Consider the following 12,594-nt stretch of genomic DNA (forward strand, 5'->3'; position numbering starts at 1 on the left):
CGTGGTGAAGACGTCGTGGTGAAGACGTCGTGGTGAAGCAGCACGACTGGGTCGCCTGGCACGCCGCCTACGACCGGCCCGGGTCGTCGCTGTCACGGCGGCTCGAGGTGGTCCGGGAGCAGGTCCGGCGTGCGCTCGACGACCTGCCGGCCCGGCTGCCGGGAGCGGCGCCGCACACGCTCGTGAGCCTGTGCGCCGGGGACGGCCGCGACGTCCTGCCGGTCCTCGCGGAGCACCCGCGGCGGGACGACGTCCGCGTGCTCCTCGTCGAGCTCGACGGCGCGCTCGTCGCGGCCGCCCGGGAGGCCGTCGACGCGCTCGGGCTCACGCGCGTCGAGGTGCGCGGGACCGACGCCGGCCCGGTCGACACCTACCTCGACCACCTGCCCGCGGACGTCCTGCTCGTGTGCGGGGTCTTCGGCAACGTCCCCCCGGACGACGTCAGGCGCACCGTGGACGCACTGCCCGGGATGCTCGCCGACGACGGCGTCGTCCTGTGGACCCGCGGCCGCGGCGGCGACGGCAACGAGCAGGCCCAGGTGATCCGGCGCCGGTGCGTGCGTGCCGGGCTCACCGAGGTGTCGTTCACCGCGCCCGACGACGCGCGCTTCCGGGTCGGGGTGCACCGGCGCCCGGCCGGCACCGTGGACGCCGCCCCGCCGGCCCCCGGGACGCGCCTGTTCGCCTTCGCCTGACAGGCCCGCCCGCCCGACGTGCCCTGCTCTGCCTGCCCTGCCCGGCGCGGGTCAGCCCGCGAGCTTCCTCAGGGCCGCGACGACGTCCGTCGTCAGCGGGTCGCCGTGCCCGAAGAGCACCGCCCGCACGGGCAGCCGCGCGAGCCGCCCGACGGAGGCCTGCGCCGCCGCGGGGTCCGCGGTGTTCGGCGGGCTGGATCCCTGGAGGCCGTCGGTGTTCCGGATCGCGTCGCCCGCGACGAGCACGCCGGTCTCCGGGTCGAAGACGCTCATGTGCCCGGCGGTGTGCCCGGGCGTCCCGACGAGCTGCAGCCCGAACACCTCGGCACCGTCCTCAAGCGGGGTGAGCGGTCGCGGGCCGGCGGGGACCTGCTCGAGGTCGGCGGCGCCGACGTAGCCGGTCGCGCCGGACGCGCGGGCCAGGACGTCGGGCAGGCTGCCGGCGTGGTCGGGGTGGTGGTGGGTGAGGACGACGTGCCGCACCCCGGCCCAGCCGGGCCCCGCCGCGTCGAGCACGGCACCGATCGCGTCGGCGCTGCCCGCGACGCCGGTGTCGACGACTGCCACCTCGCGGCCGCGGACGAGGACGTAGGCGGAGACGAACCCGAGGTTGACGCGTGCCCAGCCGGGTGCGCCGTCGACACCGGCCGCCAGGCTGCTCGCGGGGGCGGACGACGGCTCAGGGGCAGCCGGCGTCCCAGGTGCCGCAGCGCCCGCGGTCCCTGCGGGGGAACCCGTCGCCGGTCCGGCGCCCGACCCGTCGGACGAGCAGGCGCCGAGGAGCGCGAGCGCGAAGCCGCCGCCGCCGAGGCCGAGGACGACCTGGCGCCGGGAGGGTCCGGGGCCGGGCTGCGAGGTTCCCATCGGGTGACGGTAACCGCGGCCGCGTCGCCCGTCGACCGGTGCGTCAGCCGGTGAGGGCGGTCGGCGGTGCCCAGCCGGTGACGCCTCCCCGGCGGGCGGCCACCCGGCGGGCCGGCGGGCGCGGGCGCGCGGCAGCGGGCTCCTGCGCCGGTCGGGCGAGCAGCCCTTCGAGGTGCCGGCCCTTGGCGTGCCCGCTCGCCCGCCCCTCCCAGGGGGCCGACCAGCGGGTGCCGCAGATGCGCAGCGAGGCCCAGCCGGCGCCGAGCACGATGAGCAGGTCCCCCACGCTGAAGACGTTGGCGAGCGGCCAGCCGGCGGGCACCGCGAACACGTCGCCGAGCAGCGCCAGCCGCGGGTCGGCGACGATGCCCGAGTTCGCCAGGCCCGCTGCGGCGCCGAGCGTCTCCGCCTCGAGCATGCCGGCCCGGGCGAGCGCGGCGGACGACGCGGGCAGGGTGCCGCCGTTGAGCGCGATCGTCAGCCCGTTGGAGAGCGCTCCGAGCCCGAGGACGACGATCCCCGGCACCCGGCGGTTGACGACGACGAACGCCCCGGCGGCGAGGTACGAGCCGACATGCAGGGCCACGAGCAGCACGCGCGGGCCGGGCAGCACGGAGACCGCGGCGAACTGCACGACGAACGCGGCGCTGACCACCTCGGTCCGGCGCAGCCGCAGCACCGCGAACCCGCGGAGCCGACCGCCCACGAGCAGCGGCACGAGGACCGCGAGCAGCGCGCAGACGGGGACGATCACCGGGTCTCGAAGGAGAGGACGTCCGCGAGCGGCAACGGCTTGGTCACCGGCAGCCGGGTCGCGGCCCGGACGAGGTCCGCAGCGACCGCCTCCGCGGCGACGACCTCGGCGGCGCTGAGGTCGACGAGGTCGCGCGGGGCGGCGGCGCCGGGCACCGCGCCGTCCGGCCAGGCACCGGCGGCGGGCCGGACGCCCCGGCCTCGGGCCGCCGACTGCGCCGCGGCCCGCCAGCCGGCCTGGGACGCGGAGTCGAGCCACACCTTGAGCGCGGCGACGCTCATCGGACGCGCGACGAGGAAGCCCTGCACCCGGTCGCAGCCGAGCTCGCGCAGCCGGGCGAAGGTCTTGTCGTCCTCGACGCCCTCGGCGACGACGGACAGGCCCAGTCCGTGCCCGAGCTCGACGGTCGACCGGACGATGACCGCGTTGTTCTCGTCGTCCAGCATGTGGGTGACGAAGGAGCGGTCGACCTTGAGCTCGTCGGGCTGCAGCCGGCGCAGGTACGACAGCGACGAGTAGCCGGTGCCGAAGTCGTCGACGGCGACGCGCATCCCGGTGTCCCGCAGCTCCTTGAGCACCTGCATCGCGCGGCGGGGGTCCGCGGAGATCGTCGACTCGGTGACCTCGATGGTCACGCACGTCGCGGGGACGCCGCGCGCGTCGATGAGGTCGCGGACCATCCGTGGCAGCTCGAGGTCGGACAGCAGCCGGGCGGAGATGTTCACGGCCATCTCGACCCGGTGCCCGGACGCGTGCAGCAGCGCCAGCGTCGTGAGCGCCTCGGCCAGCGCGGCCCGGGTGAGCGCGGCGACGACGCCGCTCTGCTCGGCGAGCGGCACGAAGACGTCCGGCGGGACGACGCCCTGCGAGGGGTGGTGCCAGCGCAGGAGCGCCTCGACGGCGACGACGCGGCCGGTGCGGGTGTCGACCTGCGGCTGGTAGACGAGCCGGAACTCGCCGCGCCCGACGGCCGCGTGCAGGTCGGCGAGCAGGCTGAGCCGCTGCACGGTGTGCTGGTCGATCTCCGGCCGGTAGACCTGGATCTCGCCGCGGTTCTCCTTGGCCCGGTAGAGCGCGATGTCGGCCTGCTGGAGCAGCAGGTCCCGGGTCGCCTGGGCGACCGGCTGGTGCGCGATGCCGATGCTCGCCTGGACACCGATCCGGACGCCGTCCGCGAGGACCGGCGTGTGCAGCACCGTCGCGACCCGCTCGGCGGCGGTGAGGACGTCCTCGACCGGGCCGGCGTCCGGCAGCAGGACGGCGAACTCGTCGCCGCCGAGACGGGCGAGCGTCACGCCCTCCGGCAGGGCCGCCCCGACGCGCTCGGCGACCTGGCGCAGGAGGTCGTCGCCGACGTGGTGGCCGAGGGTGTCGTTGACCTCCTTGAAGTGGTCGAGGTCGAGGAGCATGACGGCGACGTACCCGTCGCTGCCGCGGCCGGCGACGAGCGCGCGGTCGGTGCGGTGGTGGAAGAGGATCCGGTTCGCGAGGCCGGTGAGGCCGTCATGGAGCGCCTCGAACTGGCGCCGGGCCGCGACCCACGCGCTGCGCTGCACGCCGAGCAGCGGCAGGACGAGCATCGGGAGCATCCACAGCGAGAAGTCCGCGACGACGACGGCGACCGGCGCGAGGCCGAGCAGGATCGCCGACGTCATGCCCTGGACGCGCACGTCCTCGCGGAGCACGTCGAGCGCCGGCAGCCGCTGGTCGAGCGCGACGACGAGCGCGACGGCGCCGTTGTTCACGAGGAAGAAGACGAGGGCCGCGACGACGGTGCCGGGGATGTCCGACGGCGAGAACGGGCTGTGGACGTCGAGCAGCCCGTGCCCGGTGACGAGCGAGTAGGCGGCCCGGGCGGCGCACAGGGTCACGACGTACTGGGCGACGTTGAAGGCCATTCGCAGCAGGCCGCGCCGGCGCAGCAGGTCGTCGAGGGCGACGGACAGGCCCTGCGCGAGGACGACGAGCGCGAGCGGGCCGCAGATCGTCAGCGCGAGCGCCCACGTCGAGGAGACCGTGATCTGGTCGAGCTCGCCGTCCCGGCGGGCCAGCGTGAGCGGCCGCTGCTCGGAGAGGACGAGGAGCGCGGTGAACGCGACGAGGTGCGCGAGGAGGTGCCCGGACGTCGGCAGCCTGGGGATCTGCACCCACAGCAGCGGGACGGTGAGCAGCACCGCCGTCACGGTGAGGACGACGACGTACCCGGTGACCGCCCGCCGGGGGTGCGGCGGGGCGACCGGTCGTGCGACACCCGCGGACCCGGGGCCCGCAGCCCCGGGTTCCGCGGGCTGCGAGCGGGTGTCCGCTACCACTTCTTCCCGGCGCCGACGACGGCCGCGACGGCCGTGAGGGTCACCAGGGTCCCGGACGCGCAGACCACGCGCGCGACGATCCGACGGCGGGTACTCACCACCACTTCACCCCGGCTCCCACGGTCGCCACGAGGGCGACCATCGTCAGCAGCGCACCCGATGCTCGAAGCAGAACTGCCCGAGTCATGACGCTCCCTCTCCTCCGAACGGACTACACACTCCGCAGTCACGACGTGACCGCCTGCATACATATAGAAGGGATCCAGGGCCGCCGCTACCGGTTTGGAGACATACCGTTATTGATTCCTCACTCTGTGAGCGCATAGGGGGACGAACGGGTGATCACTTTCAGTAGTGATCGGTTTCGGTCGCGGCCTGCGGGCCCGGCGGGACGTTCGCCCCGGGGAGTCCGCCGCCCGGTTGCGGAGGATGGACGGACGCCGGAGGTCCGCACCGGAGGTCACCATGGACGAGACGCACCCCGGCCGGGCGGCCGTCCCGCCGCTCACGCCGTACGCCGCGCTGCCCGAGTGGGCACGCCGCCGCGAGTCGGGTCACCGGCTGCTCGCCGAGGCCTGGACGGCGTCCGCCACCCTGTCCGTCGTCCTCGCCCTGGTCTCCGAGCGCTTCCTCGTCCTCCCCGTGCTGTTCGCCCTCACGAGCGGCGGGACCTGGCTCTGGGGCACCGTCCGCACCCGCTGGTGGCGGGCCCGGCGGCGCGCCGCCCGGCACCCGGTCGTCCGGGCCGGGATCGGCCGCAGCACCGCGCGCGGCCGGCCGCAGCCCGACGGCTGGCCCGAGACGGTCGTCATGGGGGCGATCCACGTCACCGAGCACGGCTGGCGCTGGGTGCCGTCGCTCTTCTGCACCGACGAGGTCTCCCCGCGCGGCTGGCGGCACAGCGAGATCATCGGCCTGCGCTTCGTGCCCTCGTGGTGCCCAGGCCTGCCGCAGTCGGGCTACGTGCGCCTGCTCCGCACGAACGGCGGCCCGGTCGACCTGCTCGTCTGGGACCCCGACCTGCTCGGGCTCCTCGAGCCGCTGCCGGACGACGCCCCCGCGGCGACCGAGCACCGCACCCGCTGACCCACCCGCCGGCCGCACCGGCGCCCGCGGGACGCGACTGGCAGGATCGCGGGCATGAGCGTGCTCGCCGGCCGGACGGTCGTCATCACCGGGGCCGCCCGCGGCATCGGTGCCGCCCTCGCCCGGGAACTCGCCGCGCGCGGCGCCGTCCCGGCCCTCGTCGGTCACGAGCCCGACGAGCTCACCCGCGTCACCGCGCTCTGCGGGCCGCGGGCCCGCTGGTGGGAGGCCGACGTCACGGACGGCAGCCGGCTCTCCGTCGTCGCCGCCGAGGTCGCCGAGTCCCTCGGCGCGCCCGACGTCGTCGTCGCGAACGCCGGCATCGCCGTCGGCGGGCCGTTCCTCACGACGGACGCCGAGGCGTTCGACCGCGTCGTCGAGGTGAACCTGCTCGGCTCGGTCCGGACGGCGCGGGCGTTCGGACCGCACCTCGTCGACCGCCGCGGGTACCTGCTCCAGATCGCCTCGCTCGCCGCGATCGCCACGTCGCCGATGATGGCCGCCTACTGCGCGAGCAAGTCCGGCGTCGAGGCCTTCGCGCACGCGGTCGGCGCCGAGGTCGCCCACCAGGGCGTCGGGGTCGGCATCGCCTACCTGTCGTGGACCGACACCGACATGGTCCGCGGCGCCGACGCGAGCAGCCCGGGCGCCGGCGCCCGGCAGAAGCTCCCGCCGCCGTTCAACCGCACCTACTCGGTCGAGCAGGCCGCACGGGCGCTCGCCGACGGCATCGAGCACCGGCGTCGGCACGTGTACTTCCCGCGGTGGGTCGGGGCCGTCGCCCCGGTCCGCGGGCTGCTGCCCGCGCTCATGTCGGCCGCCGGCCGCAAGGCCGCCGCGGGAGCGGCCGCGTCCTACGCCGGTCAGGCGTCGGTGCGGGCCGTCGGTGCGGGCGGGGCCGCCGACGATGCCGCGCGCGGGGTCTCGTAGGGCGCACGCGGCCATGCCCCCACGACTGACAGGCTTGTGCCATGCCTGTCGAGAACTCCCGCGAGCTGCTGCTTCAGTGCCTGTGGCAGGACATCCGTGGGTGGCGGGCCGAGACGATCGGCAACGTGCCTGCTGCCGGCAGGGCGCTCCGGGCCGGCGCGGCGTCCGACGACGTCGTGGCTGCCATGCAGGCTTCGGCGTACGACGCGCTCTTCGGTGCGCTGTCCCTGCTGGACGCCCACGGGCCGAAGGAGGCCCCGCCGGGCAGTCCCGGGTGGGTGCTGGTGCCCGCGGTCGAGGACGAGCGCGGACGCGTCGTCCTCGGAGATGCCCATGATCTTGCGGGCCTGCACGAGGACTTCCTGTCGGCGGACCCGACCGGCCAGGAAGGCGCGGACTTCTTCGCATAGGCGTGGCCGGCCGCGGCGCGTCGTCCGCACACAGACTCCGTTCGCATTCGAACTGGTGTTCGACTCTCGTTCCGAAGTTCGATAGGATCGGAACATGGCGGAGACATGCTGGCAGCACGTCGGTTCGGGCGGTGACACCGTCGGTTCGGGCGTCGACGCCCCGCTGCCTGCGGACCCGCTCCATGGAGAGATCTGCTTGAGTGCAGCCGATCTCGCGGACTGCCCGAGCGACGAGCAGGAGCTGCAGCGCGCGCTCGCGGACGCTCATGCCGAGCGTCTGGTCGACGAGTGGTGGGCGGACCCGGTCGCTGCACAGCGAGACTGGAACACCGAACTCGGCGCCCTGTACGAGCAGGTCGCTGCGGACGACCGGCGGGACGCCGTCGAGCGGCGGTCGCTGCTGGACGGTGCGCCCGGGCTCGGGTCGCTCGCGGCGGCACTGGAGGTCCTCGACAGGGCGCCGGCGTGGACGGCGCAGCAGGCCGGGGTCGACGGGTTCGTCGACGTCCTGCAGGACGCGTCGCTCTCCGGCGCCGCCGCCCTGCACCGGCTGCAGAACCACCTGCTCTGGCTGCAAGTCGCCCATGCCGCGAAGCTGGTCACCGCCCGCTCCGGGAACACTCCGTCGCTGCCCCGCAAGACCCGCTCGGGCCGGCGGCACATGGACGACCAGGACGTCCTGGTCGACGGCTGCGTCGCCACCGAGATCGCCTGCGCCGCCGGGATCACCCTCAGCAAGGCCGACTACCTCGTCGAGACCGCGATCGTGCTGGTCATCGACGAGAAGCTGCCCTTGACGGCGCAGGTGCTGCAGCAGGGCCGGCTCGACTGGCCCCGGCTCCGCCTCGTCCTCGGTCGCACCCGCGGCCTGAGCACCGAGGCCGCGCAGGCGGTCGAGAGGCTCGTCTATGCGACGCGGGGTGTGCTGGACGGCGGCACCCGACGGTTCGAGAAGGCCCTGACGAACGCGGTCCTCGCCGTCGACGCCGAAGCGGAGGCCAAGCGCCGCGAGCGGCACCGCAAGGGCCGCCGGGTGAGCATCCAGACCAGTGACGACGGCGAAGCCCTGTTCACCGCGGTCGGCCCCGGTGAGGCGATCACCGCCGCCTACAACGGCCTCGACGCCGCAGCCCGCTACCTGCGGGCCAACGGGGACCCGCGCACCCTGGACCAGCTCCGCCACGACCTGCTCGTCACCGGCTGCACCAGCGGCTACCTCCCCGTCCCCGCGGACGTGCTGCCGGTTCCGGCCGGCTGCGCCCGGACGGACACCACCGCGACGCCGCAGCCGCAGCCGCCGACTCCGACGCCACCTGATGGCGTTCGTCCGGCGAGCGGAGACGCTGACCAGGAGTCCGTGCCGCCGTGGTTCACCACCACCTGGCCCGACGTCCAGGTCACCGTCAACATCACCGTCTCCGCCGAGACCCTCATGGGCCTGGTCGACGACCCCGGCACCCTGCAGGGCTACGGCCCGATCCCCGCCGACGCCATCCGCGACCTTGCCACGAACGGCGTCTTCCGCTGCCTCGTCGTCGACGGGCAGCACGGCACCGTCCTCGGGGTCGGGAAGAACACCTTCAGCCCCGGCTACGTCACCAGCGAACGACTCAAGCTGCTCGTCGAGCACGCATTCCCGACCTGCACCGCACCCCACTGCGACAAGGCCTCCTGGCGCTGCGATCTGGACCACCAGATCCCCTACGCACAGGGCGGAGCCACCTGCGCCTGCAACGTGCGGCCGCTCTGCCGCGCATGCCACCGACTCAAGACCGCCGGACTCCTCGTCCCCGAACAACGCAACGACCCGCGCGACCCACCCGGCACCACCACCTGGACCACCCGCACCGGCCGCGCCTACACCGCACTCCCCCACACGCCGCTGGCTCCCGGACCGGTGCCGCCCGGGCTGCGTCTGCGTGGACGGGTGGCCGTCGGTCCGGACGTCGCCGAGGACCTGCCACCGTTCTGACCGACCGCGGCACCACGGAGCGACGGACTGACGACGTCCACCTGCCTGCGGTCTCGTGGCACGCAGCCGTGACGGCCTCGACCCAGATGCTCGGATGGGTGAACCACGGGTCGTGCGGCACTCCGGCGATGTCGACGAACCGTCCGTGCGGGAGCAGCCGCGGGGTTCCGGGTGCCAGGCGCGCACCCCGCGCGGCACGAGATGGTCGTCCTCGAGGTAGTGCACGCATCCAGGGCCGCCGGACAGGACGACGACGTCGGGTCCCTCACCGGTGACGCCCACGTGCAGGCCGGCACCGTTGTCGCCGGGCACCGTCGTCGAACGCATGGCCGGAGTCTGCCGCAGCGGCGCTCAGGGAGCAGCGCACTGCGGCCCGACACCGCCCGGTCTCAGTCCCCCAGCTCGGCCCGGCGCCGGGTCACGTACGCCTCGAGCTCCTCGCGGACCGCCTCGTCGATCGGCGGCTGCTCGTACTCGTCGAGCTTCTTGCGCCAGACGTCGCTCGCCCGGGCCGCCGCGTCCTTGGCGCCGTTGCGCATCCAGCGGTCGTAGTTGTCCGAGGACGAGAGGAACGGCCGGTAGAAGCACGTCCGGAAGCGCTCCATCGTGTGCGCGGCACCGAGGAAGTGCCCGCCGTGGCCGACCTCCTCGTGCGCCCCGAACGCCAGGTTCTCCTCGGTGAACTCCAGCGGCGTGAACTCGGCCTGGAGCATCTCGAGGATCTGCATGTCGATGACGAACTTCTCGTACGACGCCACGAGGCCGCCGTCGAGCCAGCCCGCGGTGTGCATGACCCAGTTGATGCCCGCGAGGAACGACGGGAGCATCGTCATGAGGCCCTCGTACGCCGCCTGCGCGTCGGGCACCTGGGACGACGTGAGCGCGCCGCCCGAGCGCACGGGCAGGCCGAAGTGGCGCGCGATCTGCCCGGTGCAGAGCAGCCCGACGGCCGACTCCGGCGTCCCGAACTGCGGGCTGCCGGACTGCATGTCGATGTTCGACAGGAACGACCCGAAGACGACCGGGCTGCCGGGCCGGATGAGCTGGCTCAGGGTGATGCCGGTGAGCGCCTCGGCCATCTGCTGGGCCAGGGTCGCGGGGATCGACACCGGCGACATCGCCCCCATGAGCAGGAACGGCGTGATGACGACGGGCTGGTTCGCCGCGCTGTACTCGAACTGCGCGTCGAGCATCCGGTCGTCCCACCGCAGCGGCGAGTTGCAGTTGATGAGGGAGATCGTCGCCGGCGTGGCCTCGATGTTCGCCCGGCCGCCGAAGAGGATGTCGGTCATCGCGAGGGTGTCGCGGGCGTTGACCCCGGAGACGACGTTGCCCATGTAGATCTTGTCGGTGAGGGTCTGCAGCGCGTAGATCATGTCGAGGTGCCGCGAGTCGAGCGGCGCGTCGTTCGGCTCGCAGATGACACCACCGGCGGAGTCGAGCATCGAGAACGACTGGGCGAGCTTGGTGAAGTTGCGGAAGTCGTCCATGGTCGCGTCCCGGCGGACCTCGCCCTCCCGGACGAAGGGCGGGCCGTACACCCCGCCGAAGGCCATCGAGTCGCCGCCGATGTGGACCGACTTCTCCGGGTTCCGCGCCTGGATGTCGAACTCGCGGGGCGCCTTGGCGACCTGCTCGAGGATGAAGTCCGGGTCGAACCGGACGTTGTTGTCATCGACCTTCTGCCCCGCCGCCCGGAACAGGTCGAGCGCCCGGTCCGACAGGAACTCCACGCCGATGTCGGACACGAGCCGACGCCAGCCCTTGTCGAGGACGGCGAGCGACTCCTGCGACAGGATCTCGTACCGCGGCATGGCGTTGCGGAACATCCGCACCTCCTGGAGCTGACGGGCTGCGGACGACGCGGGGGCGAGGTCCGGAAGGGCTTCGGGCTGAAGTCTGGGCGCACGGCGGCCGATCGATCCCTTGACCCTCCGAGCGGGCTGATCCTACGCTTCACTTATAGAACGCCGGTTCCATGATATGGAACATCACCACAGCTGCATCAGTCGCGGACCGGCAGGACGATCCTCCCCCGCGTGAGAGCCCGAGGAGGTCGACCGTGCCCACCGCCCCTGCTGGACAGGCCGGCAGCCAGGCCGTCGACCGCGCCGCCGCGCTCCTGGCCCTCGTCGTCGAGTCCGGCGAGCCGCGGACCTTCACCTCGCTCGTCGAGGAGGCCGGGCTGGCCAAGTCGACGACGTCCCGCCTGCTCCACGCCCTCGAGCGCGGCCGCCTCGTCCAGCGCGACCGCAGCGGCTCCTTCCGCCCCGGCCCGGTGTTCGCCGTCTACGCCGCCCGCCAGCAGACGATGCACGACCTCGTCGCGCTCCTGCGCCCGGCGATGGACCGGCTCGCCGCCGGCACCGGCGAGACCGTGAACTTCGCGGTCCCCCGCGGCGACGGCGTCGTCCAGGTCGCCCAGGTCGACAGCCGGTACCTGCTCGGGACGACGAACTGGATCGGCGTGGACGACGTCCCGCCGCACTGCTCGGCCCAGGGCAAGATCTTCTACGCCTTCGGCCGGCTGCCGCTCCCGCCGCAGTCGGCCCTGCAGCGCCGCACCCCGAGCACGGTGGCCACGGTCCCCCAGCTCGAGCGCGACCTCGTCGACGTCCGCCGCAGGGGCTGGGCCGTCGCGAACGAGGAGCTCGAGATCGGGCTCGTCGCGGTCGCCGCACCCGTCCGTGCCACGGACGGCATCATTCTCGGCGCGCTCTCGGTCTCCGGGCCGACGGCGCGCATCCCCGCGGGCCGCATCGTCGCGGTCGGGGAGGCGCTCGTCGCCGAGGCCCGCAAGGTCTCCGCTCTGTTGGGGTACCACCACTCCGGGAAGGAAGGGGCCGCATGAACGGCCAGGACATCCTCAAGGCCCTCTACGACGAGACGCTCGTCGGCAACGCACCTCGCGTCCTCGAGCTGACCGCACAGGGTCTCGAGAGCGGCCTCGGCCCGGACGCGCTGCTCTTCGAGGCGCTCATCCCCTCGCTCGAGGAGGTCGGCGCCCGGTTCGAGCGCGGCGACTTCTTCGTCCCGGAGATGCTCATCGCCGGCCGGGCGATGTCGGGCGCGCTCGACGTCCTGCGCCCGCTCCTCGCGGACACCGGCGCCGAGACGGTCGGCACGTTCCTCATGGGCACCGTCAAGGGCGACGTGCACGACATCGGCAAGAACCTCGTCAACATCATGCTCGAGGGCGCCGGCTTCCAGGTCATCGACCTCGGCGTCCAGGTCTCCCCCGAGAAGTTCATCGCGGCCATCGAGGAGCACAAGCCCGACATCGTCGGGTTCTCCGCGTTCCTCACGACGACGATGCCGATGTTCAAGGCGAACATGAACGCGCTCGAGAAGGCCGGCCTGCGCGACAAGGTCATCGTCATGGTCGGCGGCGCACCCGTCACGCAGGAGTACGCGGACGCCGTGGGCGCCGACGGCTACGCGGCCGACGCCTCGACCGCCGTCCGCCGGGCCAAGGACCTCATCGCCCGCAAGCGCGCGGCCGCCGTCCCCGCCTGACCGCAGCAGGGCAGCACAGGCCGGACGGCGTCCCAGCGCGGACGCCGTCCGGCCG

The 12,594-nt window shown here is 73.8% G+C and carries 11 protein-coding genes; 7 read left to right on the forward strand and 4 right to left on the reverse strand.

The genetic code is table 11. The features are described from left to right. Positions 1 to 29: 29 nt before the first annotated feature. Positions 30 to 695: a hypothetical protein gene (locus EDJALFJO_RS28525; RefSeq protein ID WP_198950731.1), complete on the forward strand. Its 666-nt coding sequence runs from the start codon at positions 30 to 32 to the stop codon at positions 693 to 695. Between the two features lie 51 nt (positions 696 to 746). On the opposite strand, the gene EDJALFJO_RS28530 is transcribed toward EDJALFJO_RS28525, so the two are convergent. The 3 genes from EDJALFJO_RS28530 to EDJALFJO_RS28540 are packed head-to-tail and all read right to left on the reverse strand — an operon-like array spanning position 747 to position 4,625. After that, entirely contained in the window at positions 747 to 1,559 is an 813-nt protein-coding gene (locus EDJALFJO_RS28530; RefSeq protein ID WP_088289718.1) for an MBL fold metallo-hydrolase, read from the reverse strand. Positions 1,560 to 1,602: 43 nt separating this feature from the next. Then, a complete protein-coding gene (locus EDJALFJO_RS28535; RefSeq protein ID WP_088289719.1) occupies positions 1,603 to 2,313 on the reverse strand; it encodes a DUF5317 domain-containing protein in 711 nt (236 codons plus the stop codon). Beyond that, entirely contained in the window at positions 2,310 to 4,625 is a 2,316-nt protein-coding gene (locus tag EDJALFJO_RS28540) for a bifunctional diguanylate cyclase/phosphodiesterase (RefSeq protein WP_088289720.1), read from the reverse strand. Before EDJALFJO_RS28540 ends, EDJALFJO_RS28535 begins: the two co-directional genes overlap by 4 nt. Positions 4,626 to 5,090: 465 nt before the next feature. On the opposite strand from EDJALFJO_RS28540, the gene EDJALFJO_RS28545 reads away from it, so the two are divergent. The 4 genes from EDJALFJO_RS28545 to EDJALFJO_RS28560 all read left to right on the forward strand — a co-directional run bounded on the left by EDJALFJO_RS28545 (position 5,091) and on the right by EDJALFJO_RS28560 (position 9,023). After that, positions 5,091 to 5,711, forward strand: coding sequence for a hypothetical protein (locus tag EDJALFJO_RS28545; protein ID WP_088289721.1), 621 nt, complete (start codon positions 5,091 to 5,093; stop codon positions 5,709 to 5,711). 54 nt (positions 5,712 to 5,765) lie between these two features. After that, positions 5,766 to 6,641, forward strand: a complete 876-nt coding sequence (locus EDJALFJO_RS28550; protein ID WP_088289722.1) for an SDR family oxidoreductase — start codon at positions 5,766 to 5,768, stop codon at positions 6,639 to 6,641. 41 nt (positions 6,642 to 6,682) lie between these two features. After that, the gene (locus EDJALFJO_RS28555; RefSeq protein ID WP_088289723.1) at positions 6,683 to 7,051 is read left to right on the forward strand and encodes a hypothetical protein; all 369 of its coding nucleotides are present in this window, start codon (positions 6,683 to 6,685) and stop codon (positions 7,049 to 7,051) included. Between the two features lie 94 nt (positions 7,052 to 7,145). Beyond that, on the forward strand, positions 7,146 to 9,023 hold the full coding sequence (locus EDJALFJO_RS28560; protein ID WP_088289724.1) for an HNH endonuclease signature motif containing protein: 1,878 nt from the start codon (positions 7,146 to 7,148) through the stop codon (positions 9,021 to 9,023). A 389-nt stretch (positions 9,024 to 9,412) separates the two neighbouring features. Here EDJALFJO_RS28560 and EDJALFJO_RS28565 read toward each other — a convergent pair whose 3' ends face one another. Further along, positions 9,413 to 10,942, reverse strand: coding sequence for a trimethylamine methyltransferase family protein (locus EDJALFJO_RS28565; RefSeq protein WP_255392595.1), 1,530 nt, complete (start codon positions 10,940 to 10,942; stop codon positions 9,413 to 9,415). A gap of 143 nt (positions 10,943 to 11,085) precedes the next feature. Between EDJALFJO_RS28565 and EDJALFJO_RS28570 the strand changes: the two genes are divergently transcribed. After that, complete coding sequence (locus tag EDJALFJO_RS28570) at positions 11,086 to 11,874, forward strand: IclR family transcriptional regulator (protein ID WP_198950732.1); 789 nt, start codon at positions 11,086 to 11,088, stop codon at positions 11,872 to 11,874. Then, entirely contained in the window at positions 11,871 to 12,539 is a 669-nt protein-coding gene (locus EDJALFJO_RS28575; RefSeq protein ID WP_088289727.1) for a corrinoid protein, read from the forward strand. Before EDJALFJO_RS28570 ends, EDJALFJO_RS28575 begins: the two co-directional genes overlap by 4 nt. Positions 12,540 to 12,594: the final 55 nt, after the last annotated feature.

Source organism: Kineosporia sp. A_224, assembly GCF_002198655.1.
GTDB lineage: Bacteria > Actinomycetota > Actinomycetes > Actinomycetales > Kineosporiaceae > R-H-3.

Coding starts and splice junctions, on each gene's coding strand:
- EDJALFJO_RS28555 (WP_088289723.1), top strand. CDS start 6,683: ATGCCTGTCGAGAACTCCCGCGAGCTGCTGCTTCAGTGCCTGTGGCAG.
- EDJALFJO_RS28545 (WP_088289721.1), top strand. CDS start 5,091: ATGGACGAGACGCACCCCGGCCGGGCGGCCGTCCCGCCGCTCACGCCG.
- EDJALFJO_RS28530 (WP_088289718.1), bottom strand. CDS start 1,559: ATGGGAACCTCGCAGCCCGGCCCCGGACCCTCCCGGCGCCAGGTCGTC.
- EDJALFJO_RS28575 (WP_088289727.1), top strand. CDS start 11,871: ATGAACGGCCAGGACATCCTCAAGGCCCTCTACGACGAGACGCTCGTC.
- EDJALFJO_RS28560 (WP_088289724.1), top strand. CDS start 7,146: ATGGCGGAGACATGCTGGCAGCACGTCGGTTCGGGCGGTGACACCGTC.
- EDJALFJO_RS28550 (WP_088289722.1), top strand. CDS start 5,766: ATGAGCGTGCTCGCCGGCCGGACGGTCGTCATCACCGGGGCCGCCCGC.